This window comes from Mesorhizobium kamtschaticum, assembly GCF_056174585.1.
This window is the reverse complement of sequence record NZ_CM149691.1, coordinates 2759911-2778127: the sequence shown is the minus strand read 5'-3', so window position 1 is coordinate 2778127 and position 18217 is coordinate 2759911. Positions and strand designations below refer to the sequence as shown.

The window sequence follows — 18217 nt, the reverse complement described above, 5'->3', positions numbered from 1 at the left end:
TGGATCGGCGCGCAGCGCCGAGACGGATGAGGGGTGTTCCAGCGGAGTGAGACGTTGGCGTTCCCTGGAACACCCCTCATCCGACCTCGCTTCGCGAGGCCACCTTCTCCCACAAGGGGAGAAGGAAGAACCGCTCCCTCAATGCCCTTCAAACCCGATCAGCGTCCGCACCGGCACACCCAGCGCCTCAAGCTTGGCGCGCCCACCCAGGTCGGGCAGATCAATGACAAAGCACGCCGCCAGAATATCGGCGCCGATCTGGCGCAGCAGCTTGACCGCCGCTTCCGCGGTGCCGCCGGTGGCGATCAGATCATCGACCAGAATCACCTTCTCGCCAGGGGCAACGCCGTCCTTGTGCATCTCCATCTCGTCCAGCCCGTATTCCAGGCTGTAGGCGACGCGCACCGTCTCATAGGGCAGCTTGCCCTTCTTGCGGATCGGCACGAAACCGGCCGAGAGCTGATGCGCGACGGCGCCGCCGAGGATGAAGCCGCGCGCTTCGATGCCGGCGATCTTGTCGATCTTCTGGCCGGCATAGGGATGCACCAGCTCGTCGATGGCGCGGCGAAAGGCGCGCGCATTGCCGAGCAACGTGGTGATGTCGCGAAACAGGATGCCGGGCTTGGGATAGTCCGGAATGGTGCGGATCGACGCCAGCAGCGCGTCTTCGAGCGAAGGTTTCATGAGGCGGCTCCGGGTGATCCAGCTGGCAAGTGCGAACGGCGCAGGGACCAAACCCGACGCGACCGACAACGGCTAGCGCGATGTGACGCCCGAGACAAGCGCATCCGGCAAGGGATTGGCCTCGTTCGCTCTGTCCCATGCCTGCGCGGCGATCTTCCACTGCCCTTCGCTCTTCACCAGCAACAGCATTTCCATGGACCGGCTGGTCTCGGCACTGTTCTCGATCATCTCCGCCGCGACCGCCGCGATCGCGATGTTGCCGAAAACGCAGATATCGGTGCCGAGCACGGTCTCCTGGAGCGATCGCAGCGACGTGCGTGACAGGCCGCGCATCCGCTCGACGAAATCGACAACGGCGATGCGTCTTGCCGGGCGGGCTGCCGGATAGAGGCCGGCGTCATCCAGGAAATCGCCGGCAAACCCATCCCACCCAGGGGCGACACTCTCATCCCAGCTAAGGCTGGCAAACTGCCGGTCGATGACGGCCCGTATCGCGTCCTCGTCCGTACCCATTCCGTTCGCCATGATCCGCTCCTTCCGTTCGGCTGCCTGCACTGGAGATTGGCACGCGACACTTTTCCGATCGAATTGCAGCCCATAAGCTTCATAGCCCGTCCGATCTCGATCCGCATCTGTTTGAGCGCCGCGCTATGCCAAAGGACTTATTGCCGAACCCGCGCATAGGGGTAGAAAGGGGCGCCTGAAGCGCCCCTTCCGGTCGAACCATGGCCGCTACATGACCCATCTTCTGCGGAAAATACCGATCGTCCTCATGGCAACCTCGCTCCTGAGCTGGGCGCCGGCAGCCGTCTCGGCTGCCGAGCGGGCCAGTTGGACGGTCGTGCTACGCCCGACAGATTTCGTGGTCGGCGACGCGCTTGGACAATTGCATACGCATCGACAATGGATCACTGGATTCGACGAACGGTCCGGCGTGTTCGAGATCGCTCTGCGCAGAAAGGCAATCGCGATTTCGGCGCCGCGCTGTCGGATGGACTATCTGATTTTGACGATCCCCGTTTATTACCCTGAAAATCCGAAGCAGGCATCCGTCCGCGAACGTCGCGTGGTCTATGATGCTCTCGTCGCACTGCAGGCGAAAGGCAAAGGCAGCGCAACTGTTGGCGTTGAAGCGCCTGAGCCCCTCGCTCGCCTGGGAAAACGAGGTATCGAGCTTCTTGCCTGCAACCTGTACTTTGCCTTTCCAATATCGGTGCAAGTGTCGACGCAATGAGCTGTTGCCGGCTTCAGTCCCCTGGGTCCCTCTGCGCGAGAACGAAGACAAACTGACGTGGCGGCTGGCGCGCAGAGAAGCACCCAAATCGCGTCGCATGAATCCGCTTCGACGCGACGCGCTTTAGAGCAATTCCAGGAAAAGTGTGAGCGGTTTTTGGAGTGCGCCCCTCGGAGCGGACAGATTGACTAAGCAGAATTGACTTGGAAGCCGGGCTTTCGAAGGATGGAAGCCATGACTGCACATCGCGCGCACAGCATCGAGTTCAAACGTCAGGTAGTGCAAGAGTTCCTCTCCGGTGAGACGCTTCATGGTCTGGCCAGGCGGCACGAACTAGCGCGTAACCTGATCCGTATCTGGGTCCAGAAATACGAGGCCGGCGCCTTCGACGAGGATGTAGCGGCGGCCGAGACGATGCAGACCTATGAGGCTCGGATCGCCGCGCTGGAGCGGCTGGTAGGCCGGCAAGCCTTGGAAATCGAGTTTCTAAAGGGGGCTCTGAAAAGCGCACCACGTCCCAGAAGCGGGCCTACATCCGTGATCACCGGCCCCGCGGTGTCTCCATCGCTGAAGGATGCCGGCTGATGGGGATCGCGCGATCAACCTACTACGATCAGCCCGAAACCGCCGTGGATGACACAGCGCTCGTCGAGACGATGGGTGAGATCTCCGACAGCTTCGAAGCCTACGGCTATCGCCGCATGCAGGCGGCGCTGCGGCAGAGCGGCATTGTCGTGAACCACAAGAAGGTCAGACGATTGATGCGCGAGCATGATCTGCAACCCAGGATCAGGCGACGCTTCATCTCCACCACGGACAGCAATCATGAATTGCCGATCTTCCCGAACCTGGCGAAGGACGTGACACTCCATGGCCCGAACCGGCTTTGGGTAAGCGACATAACCTACGTGGCGATTGCGGCAGGCTTCGTCTACGTCGCGGTCATCTTGGATGCCTGGTCCCGCAAGGTCGTTGGTTACGCCATCGGCCGGTCGATCGACGCGCGCTTGACCGTTGCAGCATTGAAGGCGGCAATCGAACGGCGAAAGCCGCCGCCGGGCTGCGTCCATCACTCGGATCGAGGCGCGCAATATGCCGCGCTCCTCTATCGCAATCTTCTCGCCGAGCACGATCTTATTGGATCGATGGGTCGGCGCGGCAATCCCTACGATAATGCCAAAGCGGAAAGCTTCATGAAGACGATGAAGGTCGAAGCCATCTATCCGATGGCCTATGAAACCTTCACCGACGTCGCTGAGGACCTTCCCCGCTTCATTGATGAGGTTTACAACACTCGCCGATTGCACTCAGCGCTCGGCTATCTCAGCCCGCAACAGTTCGAAGACCAACACGCCCGGAAGATGGTCAAAACTGCCGCCTGATCCTGTCCGCTCCGAGGGGCGCACTCCATTTCCCGGGCAAAGCGCGTAGCGCTTTCCCTAGGAATTGCGTCAAAACAAAGAGTTAGAGCGGTTCACCGTTTCCATGAAACGGTGAACCGCTCTAGGACTTACATTCCGAGATCGGAACGAAGCTCGGCCTTGGCCACTTCATACTCGGCCTTGAAGTCGTCGCGGTTGAGCAGGACCGCGGCGATGACGCTGCCGGAAATCTTGCCCATCTCGACATCGGACGCATAGTGGATGCCGCCAACCTCACGGTTGTGGGCGTATTCGGCCGCGCGCGCCATGATCTCGGCGCGCTTCTCGGGAACCATGTCGGCGAGGATGATGCCCATCATGGTGCCGACGGTGGCGTGGCCGGACGGCCAGGAGCCGGAGCTCGACAGCTTGACCGCCGGCTTGACGAGATCGCTGAGCTGGTGCGGACGCGGACGCTTCCAGACATCCTTGGCCGGATCGACGACGGCGCCTTCGGTCTCGACCACGCGGTCGAAGAAAGCGCTGAACTTCGGCAGCTTCTCCTTGTTGAAATTCGGCCCCATCACATTGGCGAAGCGCCAGACATTCTCCTCGGCGTCGGCAACGGCGCTGGCTACCATCTCGGGCGTGCGCGTCACCTGCAGCGTCAGCACCTCGCCGAGTTCGGCCTTGGTCTGCGCCGAATCGTTGGCCGGCGGCGGCGGCAGGATCATCGTCAGGTCGATGTCTTTGTTGGTGACGAAGGGTTTTGCGTCTTCGGCCCGGGCGGCCGAGCCGATGACCAGCAGCAACAGACCTGCCGCCAGCGATGCGTATTTCTTCATGGGTGCGATCCTTCGTTGAGAATGATGCAGGATCGCCATATGCGATGACGGTCATGTGACATCACCGCCCCCCGGAAATACGAAAGGGCGCCTCGAGGCGCCCTTTCGTATTCGTATGCTGCCTTGGCGCTGCTTAATGCGCCACGCCTTCCCACACCTTGCGCTTGACGAGGTAGACCAGCGCACCGAACACCAGCAGGAAAAACAGCACGTTGATGCCGGTATGCTTGCGGGCTTCCATGTGCGGCTCTGCCGCCCACATCAGGAAGGTTGCCACGTCGCGGGAATACTGGTCGACTGTCTGCGGTGCACCGTCATCATAGGTCACCTGGCCGTCGGATAGCGGCTTGGGCATTTTCAGCGACACGCCGGACATGAAGTACGGGTTGTAGTGCGTGCCTTCCGGGATGACCATGCCGGCAGGCGGCGTCTGGTCGTAGCCGGTCAGCAGCGAGTGGATGTAGTCGGGGCCACCCGCGTCATACTGGGTGAAAATGTCGAAGACGAATTGTGGAAAGCCGCGCTCGACGCCGCGCGCCTTGGCCAGCAGCGACATGTCGGGAGGTGCCGCACCGCCATTGGCGGCCGCGGCCGCTTCCGTGTTCGGGAACGGCGCCGGGAAATAGTCCGACGGCTTGCCGGGACGGTCGAACATGTCGCCGGCATCATTGGGGCCGTCATGGATCGTGTAGGTCGCCGCCAGCGACTTGATCTGCGCATCCGAATAGCCAAGGTCCGACAGGGTGCGGAAGGCCACCAAATTCATCGAATGGCAGGCCGAGCAGACTTCCTTGTAGACCTTCAGGCCGCGCTGCAACTGGCCCTTGTCGTAGGTGCCGATCGGGCCGGTGAAGCTCCAGCTCATTTCCTTCGGCTCATTGATCGGGAAATGCGTCGGCGCCGCCGCGTTGTGCGCCTCTTCGGCCGCGAAGGCCGCAGTGCCGGCGGCCACAAGGCCGATCAGCGCCAGCGAGGTGAGAATCTTCTTCATGCCAAATCCCCTTAGATTCTCTACCGCTCAGCCCTTGGTCTCTGGCGCGGCCGTGGCGCCCGCCGGATGCCCGCTGCCACCCTTGTTCTTTTCAAGCACCGCCTCGGTTATCGAGTTCGGCACACGCCGCGGCGTCTCGATCAGGCCAAGCACCGGCAGCGCGACTAGGAAGAAGCCGAAGTAGAACAGTGTCGCCGCTTGAGCGTAGCCAACGTAGTTGCCCGTGAACTCACCTATCAGGAGGGTCAACAGACCGCCGCCTTCCGCCGGCTGCGAACCCAGCCAGCCAAGCAGGATGGCATCGGCCACGAACAGCCAGAAGAACAACTTGTACCAGGGACGGTAGACCGCCGAGCGAACCTTGGAGGTGTCGAGCCACGGCACCAGGAACAGCATGACAATGGCACCGAACATGCATAGCACGCCGCCGAGCTTGGAGTTGATCGGCCCGACATTGAAGGTGATGGCGCGCAGGATCGCGTAGAACGGCAGGAAGTACCATTCCGGCACGATGTGGGCCGGCGTCTTCAACGGATTGGCGACGATGTAATTGTCGGGATGGCCGAGATAGTTCGGCAGGAAGAAGATGAAATAGGCGAAGATGAACAGGAACACGATCATGCCGAACGCGTCCTTGATGGTCGCGTAAGGGGTGAAGGCGACGGTGTCGGTCTTCGACTTGACCTCGATGCCGGTCGGGTTCGACTGGCCAACGACATGCAGCGCCCAGACGTGCAGCACGACGACGCCGGCGATCATGAACGGCAGGAGGTAGTGGAGCGCAAAGAAGCGGTTCAGCGTCGGGTCGTCGACGGAGAAGCCGCCGAGCAGCAGCTGCTGAATCCAGTTGCCGACCAGCGGAATGGCACTGAAGAAGCCGGTGATGACGGTGGCGCCCCAGAAGCTCATCTGCCCCCATGGCAGCACGTAGCCCATGAAGCCGGTCGCCATCATCAAGAGGTAGATGATGCAGCCGAGGATCCAGAGCAACTCGCGCGGCGCCTTGTAGGAACCGTAATAGAGGCCGCGGAAGATGTGCATGTAGACGGCGATGAAGAAGAACGAGGCGCCGTTGGCATGCATGTAGCGCAACAGCCAGCCGGAATTCACGTCGCGCATGATCTTCTCGACCGAGCCGAAGGCGAGATTGGTGTCGGACGTGTAGTGCATGGCCAGCACGATGCCGGTCAGGATCTGCGCCACCAGCATGATCGACAGGATACCGCCGAAGGTCCACATGTAGTTGAGGTTGCGCGGCACCGGATAGGCGACGAAGCTGTCATAGACCAGCCTGGGCAGCGGCATGCGGGCGTCGAACCAGCGTTCGATACCGGTTTTGGGCGTGTAGGTCGAGTGTCCCTCGCTCATCGAAATGTCCCCCTGCCTCAACCGATAAGGATCTTGGTATCGGAAATGAATTTGAATACCGGCACAGCCATGTTCTCGGGCGCCGGGCCTTTGCGGATGCGGCCGGCGGTGTCGTATTGCGAACCATGGCACGGGCAGAACCAGCCGCCGAAATCGCCTTCCTGGCCGAGCGGAATGCAGCCCAGATGCGTGCAGACCTGAACCATCACCATCCAGGCTTCCTTGCCGGGCGTGGTGCGGTTGGCGTCGGTCGCCGGTGCGTCGGCCGGCAGATTGGCGTTGCGGGCGATCGGATCCTTGAGATCGGAGAGATTGACGGCCTCGCCGTCCTTCATTTCCTTCTCGGTGCGGTTGCGCACCACGACCGGCTTGCCGCGCCATTTGACGATCAGCGAACTGCCAGGCGTCAGCGAAGCGACATCGACCTCGACCGAAGCGAGTGCCAGCGTCGAGGCATCAGGGCGCATCTGGTCGATGAACGGCCAAGCGAAGGCACCGGCGCCGACAACGGCGGCCATGCCCGTGGCGACATAAAGAAAATCTCGACGATTGGGATCGTGGATGTCGGTTGCGCTCACGGGTGCCTGATCCTTTCGCCTCTTCCGCGCCGGTGGCCGAGCCTTGTTCCCCGCTCAATCACGCCAACCCGACAGCGCATGGCGAACAGGCTAGCGAATTCCTCCGGCATTTGGACTTCGGTTTATGCGTGAAGCCCGTTTTTGTCCAGACGGGTGAAGGCACAAGGGCAGATTGTCGCGGGACAAAATCCCCTATTGCCCGGCGGGACGGCGAATGGCCGCAAAGGGCGGCTAAACAACCGGGAAATATCAGCAAAATCCGAGGTTCCGGCTTGCCTCGACACGGGGCGTTGGTGTGATCTATCCTCCCAAGCATGGCACACGTCATAGACCGTGAGGAATGGGCAGTTCGCTCCGACCACTGGAAGGGCGAGTTGCAATGCGGTGCCTACGGCTCCAACTCCTGCCTGATCTTCAACTACCTGCCTGATGAAGGCGGCGGCCCGCGGCTGCACGCTCACCCCTACGCAGAGATCTTCATCATCCGCCAGGGCACCGGCCTGTTCACCGTCGGCGACCAGGAAATCGAGGCTTCCGCCGGCCAGATCGTCATCGTGCCGCCCCACACGCCGCACAAATTCACCAATCTCGGCCCGGGCCCGCTGGAAACCACTGACATTCACGAGAACGGCAAGTTCATCACCGAATGGCTCGAATGATCCTTACATTGCTCCCAGCCGGACAAGCACCGCCTTGGGTATGCCATACTCGCGGATGACGGCCTCGTGCCTGCGCAGGCCGCAAAGTTCGCGCTGGATGAAATAGGCATGCACGGCCGCGGCAGCCTCCTTGAGAAGCCGGGGGCGCAGTTCCTCGTCTGCATTCTCGCTTAGCCGAGCCAGCGCTTCCTCGACCTTTTGGCCAGCCCGGCCGAGTGCCGCCGCCTTCTCAGCCAGGATCTCATGGCCAAGCGCGTCGAAGGCGGCTTCAGCGGCCGAAGAGCCGGCAGATGGCGGACGCAAGGACATTTCAGTTCCCCTTCCCGAACACCAGGCGGTGGGTGACGAATTCTTCGCCTGCCACGCGCTGAAAGCCAAGCCTTTCATAGAAGCCGAAGGCTTGCGGCGGCGCGCGCGTGTTCAACACGCTGAAATACTGGCGGGCCCGATCTATGACGGTCTCGACCAGCATGCGGCCAAGGCCGGCACGGCGGTGAGGCGCGCTGACGAACAGGTGCCGGACCCGGCCCTGCTCCCTGCCTTCGAAATAAGGATCGATGTTCAGCCCGCAGACACCGGCGAGGTCCCGGCCATGCCATGCCCCGTAAAGCGCCTCGCCCCGCTTCAGGAACTTGTTACGGCCGCCAGAGTCATGCCCGCTTGCCCAGCCATCCGCCAGGCGCACCAGCATCCAGTAGCCTTCCAGTCGGCTCTCGTCCTTCAGCCAGTCGAAGGCCGGCGCGGTCGGCCGCAGCCGCCTGATCCCATAACCGATCTCGGAGCCGACCTGTGGACTGGTCTCTGGCGTCCCACCCATGCGCCTACTCCGCCGGCCGCGTCTCTTCGAGCACGCTTTCCTCGTGATAGAGGAAGCCGCCGGACTGTCGCTTCCACAGCCGCGCATAAAGCCCGTCGAGCGCCACCAGCTCGTCATGCGTGCCTTGCTCGACGATGCGGCCGCCGTCCAGCACCACGAGGCGGTCGAGGGCGGCAATCGTCGACAGCCGGTGAGCGATGGCGATGACCGTCTTGTCCTCCATCAGCCGCGTCAGATTCTCCTGGATCGCCGCCTCGATGTCGGAATCGAGCGCCGAGGTCGCTTCGTCGAGGATCAGGATCGGCGCGTCCTTGAGGAAGACACGCGCGATCGCCACACGCTGGCGCTGGCCGCCCGACAGTTTCACGCCGCGCTCGCCGACAAAGGCCTCGTAGCCGGCGCGGTCCCGGTTGTCGCGCAGGTCCAGGATGAAGTCATGCGCCTCGGCCTTCCTCGCCGCGGCGATCACCTCCGCATCGGTCGCGTCGGGCATGCCGAGCTTGATGTTGTCGCGCAGCGAACGGTGGAACAGGGCCGTATCCTGGCTGACGACGCCGATATTGCCGCGCAGCGAATTTTGCGTGACATCGGCGACGTCCTGTCCGTCGATCAGGATCTTGCCGCTCTCGAGATCGTAAAGGCGCAGGATCAGATTGGCGAGGGTCGTCTTGCCCGCACCCGACGGCCCGACCAGCCCGACCTTTTCGCCCGGCTTGACGACGAGGTCGATGCCGTTCAGCACGCCGAACCCCTTGCCGTAGTGGAACTCGACATTCTTCACGTCGATGCGCCCGCCGGCGACGACAAGCTCCCTGGCATCGGGCGCGTCGATCAGCCCGAGCGGCTGCGAGATCAGCGCCTTCGAGTTCTCCAGCACGCCAAGGTTCCGAAGAATGCCGTTGAGCTGCATCATCACTCGGCCAAGCAGCATGTTGAGCCGCAGCACCAGCGACAGCGTGAAGGCGACCGCGCCGACGGTGATCGAGCCCTCCACCCAGAGATAGACGGCAAAACAGCCGATCGCCGTGATCACGATGCCCGACAGCGTCGTCAGCGCCATGCGCACGCCGGTGAGCCGGCGGGTGAAGGGGCGCAGCGCGTCGAGATAGATGTCGAAGCCGTTGCGGATGTAACGGTCGTCGCCATCGGCCGAGAACAGCTTCAGCGTCTGCACGTTGGAATAGGAATCGACGATGCGGCCATTGATCATCGAGCCTGCTTCGGCCGTGGCCTCCGCATGCTTGCGGATCGCCGGCAGATAGAGTTTTGCCAACCAGCCGAAGGCCGCGATCCAGATCACCACCAGCGCCGCCAGCCGCCAGTCAAGGCTGGCGACCAACGCCAGTGTCGTCACCGTGTAGACAAGCATGAACCAGATGACTTCGATGAAGCTTTCCATCAGGTCGCCGGTGGCCTGCCCCGCCTGCCAGACTTTCGTCGCGATGCGGCCGGCGAAATCGTTCTGGAAGAAGGCGTAGGACTGGCGCGAGACGTGCCGGTGCGCCTGCCAGCGTACCAGATTGTAGAAGCCGGGCGTGATCGTCTGCTCGTCGACCAGCGCCGACAGACCGACGACGATGGTGCGGATGACCAGCACCACCGCGATCATGAAGACAAGCTCGGGGCCGGCGGCGGCCCACAGCGCGTGCCAGCTGCGCTCGCCGGGAAGCTGGTCGAGGATGTCGACCAGCCGCCCGACGAAGTAGAACAGGCCGGCCTCGACCAGCGGCGCGATGCCGCCGATGACCAGCATGGCGAAGAAGGCGAACTTCGCCTGGCCGACATAGTGCCAGAGAAACCCGCCGACGCTCGACGGTGGCCGAAGATTCGCCGGCTCCCTGAACGGATAGACCCAGTTCTCGAACCAGCGATAAACGGCTGTCATCATTCGGCAGCTTGGCCCTTTGCAACAGTGTCGTTGGCCACATCGGCCGGAATATCCTCGAGCAGGAACCCACCCGACTGGCGCTGCCAAAGCTGCGCGTAGAGCCCGCCCTTGGCGACCAGGTCCTCGTGCGAACCTTCCTCGATGACCCGACCCTGGTCCATCACCACAAGCCTGTCCATCGCCGCGATGGTAGACAGCCGGTGGGCGATGGCGATGACGGTCTTGCCTTGCATGAGCTTGTAGAGGTTCTCCTGAATGGCCGCTTCCGCCTCGGAATCCAGCGCCGACGTCGCCTCGTCAAGGATAAGTATCGGTGCGTCCTTCAACATAACGCGAGCAATGGCGATGCGTTGCCGCTGGCCGCCGGACAATTTGACGCCGCGGTCGCCGACATAGGCATCGAACCCCTTGCGGTCCTTGTGGTCGGAAAGCCCGCCGATGAAGTCCAGCGCCTCGGCGCGCCGCGCCGCCTCGACAAGCATTTCGTCACTGGCGTCCGGCCGGCCATAAAGGATGTTCTCGCGCACCGAGCGATGCAGCAGCGAGGTGTCCTGCGTGACCATGCCGATCTGGGCGCGCAGCGAATCCTGCTTTACGCCGGCGATCTCCTGGCCGTCGATGAGGATCCGGCCGCTTTCCAGATCGTAGAAGCGCAGCAGCAGGTTGACCAGCGTCGACTTGCCGGCGCCCGAGCGGCCGACAATGCCAACCTTCTCGCCCGGCCTCACCGCCAGCGACAGGTTTTCGATGACGCCTTTCTGCTTGCCATAGTGGAAGCGGATGTCCTCGAATCGGATCTCACCCCTGGCAACGCTGATCTCCTTCGCATCCGCCCTGTCCTCGACCAGGCGCGGCAGCGAGATCGAGGCAATGCCGTCCTGCACCGTGCCGATGTTCTCGAACAGGCCCGACATTTCCCACATGATCCATTGCGACATGCCCCACATTCTGAGCACCAGGCTGATAACCACGGCGACGGCGCCGATCGTCACCACCTGGCCGAGCCATAGCCAGAGCGAGAGCGCGGTCACCGAGAACAGCAGCAGCGCATTGAGGATGTAAAGCAGGCCGTAGAGCACCGTCACCAGCCGCATCGAGCGATAGACCGTGTCGAGAAACCCGGCCATCCCCTCCTTGGCGAAAGTGGCTTCGCGGCGCGCATGGGAGAACAGCTTGACCGTCTGGATGTTGGTGTAGCTGTCGACGACGCGGCCGGTCATGGTCGAGCGCGCATTGGCCTGCTCCTCGCCGACCTTGCCGAGCCGGGGAATGAAGTAACGCAGCAGCGCGATATAGCCGACCAGCCAGACCACGAGTGGTGCCGCCAGCCGCAAGTCCGCCGAGCCGACGATGACCAGCATGCCGAGGAAATAGACGATGACGTAGTTGAGAACCTCGATCAGCTTGATGACGCAGTCGCGTACGGCAAGCGCGGTCTGCATCAGCTTGGTGGCGATGCGGCCGGCGAACTCGTCCTGATAGAAGGCCATCGACTGCTTCAAAAGATAGCGATGCACCTGCCAGCGGATGCGCATGGGATAGTTGCCCATCAAGGTCTGCTGGTTGAGCAGCGAATGCAGCCATACCGTGCCCGGCAGCGCGAACAGCACGATGAAGGCCATGCCGGCGAGCTTCCAGCTCTCGGTCTGAAGAAAGGTCTCGCGGTTCTGCCCCGACAGCCAGTCGACGATGCGGCCCATGAACCCGAACATCCACACTTCGGCAATGGCGATCGACGTCATCAGGACCGCGTCCGGAATGATGTAGGGCAACGCGCCGCGCGTGTAGTGCAGGCAGAAGGCGACCAGCGTCTTGGGTGGCTCGACCGGCTCCGCTGCCGGGAACGGATCGAGCCTTTTTTCAAACCAACTGAACGACATGAGAAATGCTCACAAATCTGTTTTCCGCTTACGCGGCTTGGCGACGTCCGAAGTCCCGGGCTGTGTGGCGCCGAGGGCCGACGGTCCGGAATCATCCGAACCGTCGGCCCTGCTTCGCGCAATATAGGGGTTCGCGGGCTTTTCGCCGACAGGCTCGCTTGCCGATCCTGACGGCGCGGTGTCGACAAGCCTGATTTTCGCACCCGGCCGGACCAGCCGGATGATCCGGCGCACCAGTGAAGGCCGGCTCGGATCGGGCACCGCGCGCGAAAAATCGACATCCGGCAGCATGCCGCGATGCGGGCGGCGGCGGACTTCGGCATGGACCGCCGACGAATAGGTGTCGCCGATCAGCAGCGCCCAGGTTGGCAACCGGTGGGTATGCAGGCTCCTCGAGCCAGGTATTCTGTAGGGATCGAACATCGGTCCGTCCTCCGTATGAAAATAGAGATGAGAAGGCGAAGCAACATCGTCCGCCGGCATTCGGCCGGAGGCATGGATTGCGTCTGTCCGCAACCGACGCTCGGCATCGGTCCGGACATGATCAGGTGGGGCGTTCAGCCCTTTTGACTTTTTGAAAAACATCGCAGGATTCCTTCGAGAGCCGAAAAATCGTTTCGGCGGGAATCGGTGCGATCAAGTCTTAGAGAACTAGGAGAATTGTCGTACCGAAACCGCCGGCAGGCAGGTAAGCCCACGAGAGGGGCGCTGGATGTACATGGTCATCATGAGTTTCCCCTCCATCGGTTCGGGTTGACAATGCTGGCCGTATACCCGACTTCGAAAAAAATGGCCACCCGCAGCTCCCGCAATTTCCAAAACCACGACCCCGCTGTTGCCGATCTGCCACTTATTAGAAGGACGCGGAAATGAACTGTCGTCTCCGCATCGCGCTCTACCAGCCGGACATTGCCGGCAATACCGGGACAATCCTGCGCTTCGCCGCTTGCCTCGGCCTTGGCGTCGATATCATCGAACCGGCCGGCTTTCCGCTCTCCGACAAGGCGCTCAAGCGCGCCGGCATGGACTACCTCGAAATGGCTGCCCTGACCCGGCACATTGACTGGAACGCCTTCGAGGACTGGCGCAAGAAAGACGGGCGCCGGCTGGTGCTGCTGTCGACCAAGGCGACGACCCCCTACACCAGCTTCAGCTTCGCGGACGGCGACATCCTGCTGTTCGGCCGCGAATCCGCAGGCGTGCCGGACGCGGTCCATCAGGCGGCGGATGCGCGGCTGACCATCCCGATGCAGGGTAGCGCGCGCAGCATCAATGTCGCGCTGTCCGTCGCCATGGTGGCGGGCGAAGCCGTCCGGCAACTCGGATAGGATCCGCAGCCCGTCGATGACACCATGCTTGCCGTCGCCGACAACAGCGGTTTCTCCAGCCATTCTCACCCAGGCGCACATCGCCTTCTCCTGTCATTTGCCCACTCGACAGTTCTTCGCTACAAGCTCAACTTAACTTGAGGTCAAGCGGAAAATGGGAAATGGCTCCAGCAACGGAATTGACGGTCGGCCAGGTAGCCATGCGCAGCGGCGTTGCGGTGTCGGCGCTGCATTTCTATGAGGCGCGCGGGCTGATCCGTAGCCACCGCACGCCAGGCAACCAGCGTCGCTACGGCCGCGACGTGCTGCGGCGGGTGGCGATCATCAAGGTCGCCCAGGAGGTCGGCATCTCGCTGGCCGAGATCGGTGCCGCACTTGAATCACTGCCCGAGGGCCGCACGCCGACGCGCAACGACTGGAACCTTTTGTCGACCGCCTGGCGCGACGGGCTCGACCACAAGATCGCCCAGCTGAAGAAACTGCGCGACGGGCTGACCGACTGCATCGGCTGCGGCTGCATGTCGATCGACAAATGCCCGCTTCGGAACAAGGGCGACCGACTGGCAAGGGAAGGCACCGGCGCGAGACGGCTGGTGGCACGCTGAGCGCGTTCCCTGGCGGCAAACTCAGGAGGCGAAGCTGCGAGCCAGCGCGACCAGGGCCGCCTGATTGTGGACATCAGTCTTTTCGAATGCGCTTTTGAGATTGTGGCGCACGGTCCCGGGCCTGATCGCGAAATGGGCGGCTATGGCATTGACGCTCATGCCGCCAGCCAGCAGACAGACGATCTCGCATTCGCGCCGCGTCAGGCCGAATGTTTCGGTCAGCGCGACGTGCTCGAATCGAAGGGGGGCGCTCGGCTCCTTGATGAAGATGACGACGCGCGGCGCCCGCAATCCGGGCTCGGCGATGCCGAGCCGCCATGCCGGCATGATATCGAGCAGCAGCGGCAAGCGATGGTCGCGGCGCGGCAGATGCAGCCTTTGTCCGCGATCCGCCGGGGAGACCGCCGCGGCGGCGATAGCCTTGCGCAATTGCTCGGTGAGCGCCGGTGTCGCCGCCTGCAACTGGCCCGCGACCTGGGCCAGCCCATCGCCGCGGCTGAGAATCTGTGTGGCCCGTGCGTTGACGATGAGCGGACGGCCTGTCGCGTCGAGCACGATCGCCGCCTCGTCCAATCGTTCGATGATTGTCGTCAGCCCCGCTGCCTGCTCGTTGCTGATCCGCAGCCTTTGATACAGCAATTGGGCGCGTGTCAAATGGGGGAAAAGTTGCTCCAGAGCCCGGCTTTCCCCTTGCACGAAACCGCCCTTCTGGCGTGAGCGGCAGACCCACATGCCGAGTGGCAAGCGCGAATCGTCGTGTGATATGCCGGCTGCATAGAACGTGCCCAGCGGCCGAACGATTTCATTGTAGTAGCCGCTTCGTTCGAAGTCGGTGTCCGTGTGGACTTCGCTGCTGCTGACGACCGCCGCTCCCGGCGGCAAACTGGCGAGATGGGAGTTGAGCAGCGGCGCCAGCAGTCTGGAGGCTTCCGGCGACAGGAAACGCTCGACATCGGCGTCTTCCATACCGGTCCGCGCGATGAACGGGGCCGCCGACATCGGCTGGTTGTTCATCACCAGATATGCGTGATCGGCGCGGAGCAAACCGGTTATGCCCGCGAGGGCAGTTGCCCACGTGCTTGGATCAAGGGCCGCCTGGTAGAAGATGTCGATGAGGGCAAGGGCTTCAGTGTCCAAATCGTGCCCCTGCTGGCCACATTCCGAAAACCTGACCCCTCGCAAATAGCACGGGTACAACCGTGGCGCGTGCACAACACCGTGACCAGCAGTTGAAAGACACTGCCCATATGGGCAATGCGGTCACGTTAAATTTCGCGGATCAATGCTTGCAAGGGCGCCGGCTCTCCCAGTTCCGGCGGATTGCAGCGGGGTGGTTCGTGAAGAAGATATCAACACCGGTTCATGCGCGGGCGCACGAACTCTTGCCTGTCGGCGGCGCCACATCGGGTGGCGCGCTGCGCAGCCTTGCGCTGGCCGCAGGTGTCGTTGCGGCCGTTTCGTTCGCCGCCGGCACGGCGTCAGCCGGCGACTATGCGGCGGGCGGGGGCACCATAACCAGCGGCGGTAATGCGACAGCACTTGGCGATGGCGCCAACGCGACTGGCTCACAGGCAACCGCTGTCGGCGCCGAAAGCACCGCCACCGGTGCCTCCGCGACCGCAACGGGAACCTCCAGTCAAGCCAATGGCGCGGCGGCGACAGCCGTAGGCGATGGCGCCAACGCAGCTGGCTCGCAGGCAATCGCGGTAGGCTTCGACAGCCACGCCATCGGTGCCTCCGCGAGCGCGGTGGGAGCCTCCAGTCAAGCCAATGGCACAGAGGCAACAGCCGTAGGACAGGCTAGCGGCGCGACCGGTCTGGATGCCACGGCTGTCGGCGTAAACAGCAGCGCAGCCGGCGAGGGCGCCACGGCGATCGGCGCGATCAGCGGCGCAAACGGCAATTCCGCAACAGCGATAGGCGTACTCAGCAATGCGACCGGCACCAACGCCACAGCGACGGGCCAGGGCAGCATCGCGAATGGCAACAATGCCACCGCGACGGGGCAGTACAGCGCGGCGAATGGCGCGGCTGCGAGTGCCTTTGGCCAGGGAAGCACGGCGACGGGCGACGCTGCGAGTGCCTTCGGCCAGAACAGCCAGGCCAATGGCGCGTTGGCAACCGCGACCGGACAAGCCAGCAACGCAACCGGCAACGCCGCGACTGCAACCGGCGCCGACGCCGCAGCCATCGGCACCGCTGCCACGGCGACAGGCCAGGGCTCCACGGCGACCGGTTTCTCGGCGAGCGCGATGGGCGCCAACAGTACCGCGACCGGTTTCGCGGCGACCGCGCTGGGAACCGCCAGCACTGCCACTGGCGACGGTGCCTCCGCGACGGGCGGGTACGCCAAGGCGACCGGTGCCGCGGCGACCGCAGTGGGAGTCGACAGCATCGCCAAAGGCGACGCGGCCACGGCGGTAGGCGAACTCAGCGAGGCCAATGGCACCACCGCGAGTGCCTTCGGCCAGGTCAGCCATGCCGAAGGGGACCATACCACGGCCATCGGCGAGGCCAGCCAGGCGATCGGGGACGGCGCCACCGCGCTTGGCGCAAGCGCTGCCGCCAACTATGCCAATTCGACCGCCATCGGTGCCGGCGCAACGACCACGGCTGCCAACCAGATGTCGCTTGGCACCGCGTCGAGCACCTACCGGATGTCCGGCATCGGCTCGGCGGCGAGCCTCGCCGCGCAATCCGGCCCGACCACCTTCGTCACCACCGATTCAGCGGGAAATCTCGCCAGTTCGGCCTTCAGCCCGCAGGACATCTCCGCGCTCCAGTCCAGCGTCGGCACCTTGCAGACGCAGATGAAACAGGCCTTCGAAGGCACTGCTGTCGCCATCGCCATGGGCGCCAGCGCCCTGCCCTCGGACAAGCGATTCGCGATTTCCACCAACTGGGGCAATTTCCGTGGCCAGAACGCCATCGGCGTGGCCGCGCAAATGCGCCTGACCGACTATGCCGTGGTGAATTTCGGTCTCGGCGGCGGATTTCAACAGGGCGGTATCGGCACCCGCGCGGGCGTAACATTCGCGTGGTGAGCGCCAGGCCTTTCACGCTGCGCCTGGCGACACTGGCGTTGGTGTTGGTCATCGGCTGTTGCGGCGGGCGTGCCGAGACACAGACACCAAAGCCGGCGCAGATCGACCGCAACGGCGTGCTGATCCTGGTCCGCTCGGCGCTGCTCGCCCTCGACGAAGCCAACAAGACCGGCAACTACACGGTTCTGCGCGATCTCGGCGCCCCCGGGTTCCAGGTCAATACGGCGGCGCGGCTCGGCGATATCTTCGCCAAGGAACGCAACGAAAATCTAGACCTCTCGGGCGTCGCGGCGATCGACCCGCAGCTCTCCGTGCTGCCGCAGATCGAACCCGATGGCCTGATGAGGATGGCGGGCTTCTTTCCCTCCATACCCGCACCGGTTAATTTCGAACTCGCCTTTGCGTCGGTGAACGGGCAATGGCGGCTGTTCGGCATCTCTGTTTCGATCGGGCAGGTTGCGGCCGCCCCGCAGCCCGCTGGCCCGCAGGTCGCCGAGGCCAGGAAAACAGCGCGGGTGACGAAACGAAGACAACCTCCCCCGGCCGCGCCCAAGCAGCCGTGACGGTGCAAACTGCAGGCAGGCGGAAACCGGTTCCGGCCCGCGAAAGGGCCTGACCCATGTCGTGCGGACGGTAAGCCGCCCGCGTGCACTTCTTGGACGAGTGCTTCCCTGTTACCGCGTTTTGAACGGGATCATGATCGGGTCCGTGACAACGTCTTCCGGGTCAACGGCAATCGACTCATTGCGCACATCGGGTCTTGTCGCTTGGCGCGACTCGCCGCATGCGGTGGAGGCGCTTCCCGCCGTTGCAAGTGCCTGCTCCAGGCCAAGTTCACCCTCGACACGCGTAAGCATCACATCGGGCGTCGCCCCGAGAATGTCCCTGAAGCCTGGAAAATCCAACGGCGTCTTCCGACTCAAGGAGCTAACATT

21 protein-coding genes are annotated in these 18217 nt (G+C 63.2%); 8 read left to right on the top strand and 13 right to left on the bottom strand.

The window, feature by feature from the left end; all coding sequences use genetic code 11:
- Positions 1-138: 138 nt before the first annotated feature.
- Positions 139-684 (bottom strand): adenine phosphoribosyltransferase, encoded by a 546-nt coding sequence (locus AC0V7N_RS13600; protein WP_475458232.1) that lies wholly within the window; start codon positions 682-684, stop codon positions 139-141.
- 72 nt (positions 685-756) lie between these two features.
- Positions 757-1209: a nuclear transport factor 2 family protein gene (locus AC0V7N_RS13595; protein WP_475458230.1), complete on the bottom strand. Its 453-nt coding sequence runs from the start codon at positions 1207-1209 to the stop codon at positions 757-759.
- A 211-nt stretch (positions 1210-1420) separates the two neighbouring features.
- Here AC0V7N_RS13595 and AC0V7N_RS13590 point away from each other — a divergent pair, with 211 nt between their 5' ends.
- The 3 genes from AC0V7N_RS13590 (at position 1421) to AC0V7N_RS13580 (ending at position 3300) form a co-directional block, all read left to right on the top strand.
- On the top strand, positions 1421-1918 hold the full coding sequence (locus tag AC0V7N_RS13590; RefSeq protein ID WP_475458228.1) for a hypothetical protein: 498 nt from the start codon (positions 1421-1423) through the stop codon (positions 1916-1918).
- Between the two features lie 234 nt (positions 1919-2152).
- Positions 2153-2503, top strand: a complete 351-nt coding sequence (locus AC0V7N_RS13585; RefSeq protein ID WP_183460044.1) for a transposase — start codon at positions 2153-2155, stop codon at positions 2501-2503.
- Positions 2452-3300, top strand: a complete 849-nt coding sequence (locus AC0V7N_RS13580; RefSeq protein ID WP_475460315.1) for an IS3 family transposase — start codon at positions 2452-2454, stop codon at positions 3298-3300. The genes AC0V7N_RS13585 and AC0V7N_RS13580 overlap by 52 nt, the downstream gene beginning before the upstream one ends.
- A 128-nt stretch (positions 3301-3428) precedes the next feature.
- On the opposite strand, the gene AC0V7N_RS13575 is transcribed toward AC0V7N_RS13580, so the two are convergent.
- The 4 genes from AC0V7N_RS13575 to petA all read right to left on the bottom strand — a co-directional run bounded on the left by AC0V7N_RS13575 (position 3429) and on the right by petA (position 7001).
- Positions 3429-4124 carry an acid phosphatase gene (locus tag AC0V7N_RS13575; protein WP_475458226.1) on the bottom strand — a complete coding sequence of 232 codons (696 nt, stop codon included), beginning with the start codon at positions 4122-4124 and terminating at the stop codon, positions 3429-3431.
- Positions 4125-4257: 133 nt separating this feature from the next.
- Positions 4258-5115, bottom strand: coding sequence for a cytochrome c1 (locus AC0V7N_RS13570; RefSeq protein WP_475458224.1), 858 nt, complete (start codon positions 5113-5115; stop codon positions 4258-4260).
- 27 nt (positions 5116-5142) lie between these two features.
- Complete coding sequence (locus AC0V7N_RS13565; protein ID WP_475458221.1) at positions 5143-6483, bottom strand: cytochrome b; 1341 nt, start codon at positions 6481-6483, stop codon at positions 5143-5145.
- A gap of 17 nt (positions 6484-6500) precedes the next feature.
- Positions 6501-7001: a ubiquinol-cytochrome c reductase iron-sulfur subunit gene (gene petA, locus AC0V7N_RS13560; RefSeq protein WP_246707446.1), complete on the bottom strand. Its 501-nt coding sequence runs from the start codon at positions 6999-7001 to the stop codon at positions 6501-6503.
- Positions 7002-7375: 374 nt separating this feature from the next.
- Between petA and AC0V7N_RS13555 the strand changes: the two genes are divergently transcribed.
- Entirely contained in the window at positions 7376-7720 is a 345-nt protein-coding gene (locus AC0V7N_RS13555) for a cupin domain-containing protein (protein ID WP_475458219.1), read from the top strand.
- A 3-nt stretch (positions 7721-7723) separates the two neighbouring features.
- Here AC0V7N_RS13555 and AC0V7N_RS13550 read toward each other — a convergent pair whose 3' ends face one another.
- Genes AC0V7N_RS13550 through AC0V7N_RS13530 form a run of 5 tightly spaced genes read right to left on the bottom strand, consistent with a single transcriptional unit; the run spans position 7724 to position 12728 of the window.
- On the bottom strand, positions 7724-8029 hold the full coding sequence (locus tag AC0V7N_RS13550) for a DUF6665 family protein (RefSeq protein WP_475458217.1): 306 nt from the start codon (positions 8027-8029) through the stop codon (positions 7724-7726).
- A gap of 1 nt (position 8030) precedes the next feature.
- Positions 8031-8537, bottom strand: a complete 507-nt coding sequence (locus tag AC0V7N_RS13545) for a GNAT family N-acetyltransferase (protein WP_475458215.1) — start codon at positions 8535-8537, stop codon at positions 8031-8033.
- 4 nt (positions 8538-8541) lie between these two features.
- Positions 8542-10425: an ABC transporter ATP-binding protein gene (locus AC0V7N_RS13540; RefSeq protein WP_475458213.1), complete on the bottom strand. Its 1884-nt coding sequence runs from the start codon at positions 10423-10425 to the stop codon at positions 8542-8544.
- Entirely contained in the window at positions 10422-12305 is a 1884-nt protein-coding gene (locus AC0V7N_RS13535; protein ID WP_475458211.1) for an ABC transporter ATP-binding protein, read from the bottom strand. Before AC0V7N_RS13535 ends, AC0V7N_RS13540 begins: the two co-directional genes overlap by 4 nt.
- Positions 12306-12314: 9 nt before the next feature.
- A complete protein-coding gene (locus AC0V7N_RS13530) occupies positions 12315-12728 on the bottom strand; it encodes a hypothetical protein (protein ID WP_475458209.1) in 414 nt (137 codons plus the stop codon).
- Positions 12729-13174: 446 nt separating this feature from the next.
- Here AC0V7N_RS13530 and AC0V7N_RS13525 point away from each other — a divergent pair, with 446 nt between their 5' ends.
- Together AC0V7N_RS13525 and soxR are read left to right on the top strand one after the other, a co-directional pair.
- Positions 13175-13633 carry a tRNA (cytidine(34)-2'-O)-methyltransferase gene (locus AC0V7N_RS13525; protein ID WP_172225271.1) on the top strand — a complete coding sequence of 153 codons (459 nt, stop codon included), beginning with the start codon at positions 13175-13177 and terminating at the stop codon, positions 13631-13633.
- Positions 13634-13794: 161 nt separating this feature from the next.
- Complete coding sequence (gene soxR / locus AC0V7N_RS13520; RefSeq protein WP_475458206.1) at positions 13795-14238, top strand: redox-sensitive transcriptional activator SoxR; 444 nt, start codon at positions 13795-13797, stop codon at positions 14236-14238.
- A 21-nt stretch (positions 14239-14259) separates the two neighbouring features.
- Here the strand turns inward: soxR and AC0V7N_RS13515 are convergent, their stop codons facing one another.
- Positions 14260-15375 (bottom strand): helix-turn-helix transcriptional regulator, encoded by a 1116-nt coding sequence (locus AC0V7N_RS13515; RefSeq protein WP_475458204.1) that lies wholly within the window; start codon positions 15373-15375, stop codon positions 14260-14262.
- A 200-nt stretch (positions 15376-15575) separates the two neighbouring features.
- Here AC0V7N_RS13515 and AC0V7N_RS13510 point away from each other — a divergent pair, with 200 nt between their 5' ends.
- A complete protein-coding gene (locus AC0V7N_RS13510) occupies positions 15576-17282 on the top strand; it encodes a YadA-like family protein (RefSeq protein WP_475458202.1) in 1707 nt (568 codons plus the stop codon).
- A 38-nt stretch (positions 17283-17320) separates the two neighbouring features.
- A complete protein-coding gene (locus AC0V7N_RS13505; protein WP_475460313.1) occupies positions 17321-17845 on the top strand; it encodes a hypothetical protein in 525 nt (174 codons plus the stop codon).
- A gap of 111 nt (positions 17846-17956) precedes the next feature.
- Here AC0V7N_RS13505 and AC0V7N_RS13500 read toward each other — a convergent pair whose 3' ends face one another.
- On the bottom strand, positions 17957-18187 hold the full coding sequence (locus tag AC0V7N_RS13500; protein ID WP_475458200.1) for a hypothetical protein: 231 nt from the start codon (positions 18185-18187) through the stop codon (positions 17957-17959).
- Positions 18188-18217: the final 30 nt, after the last annotated feature.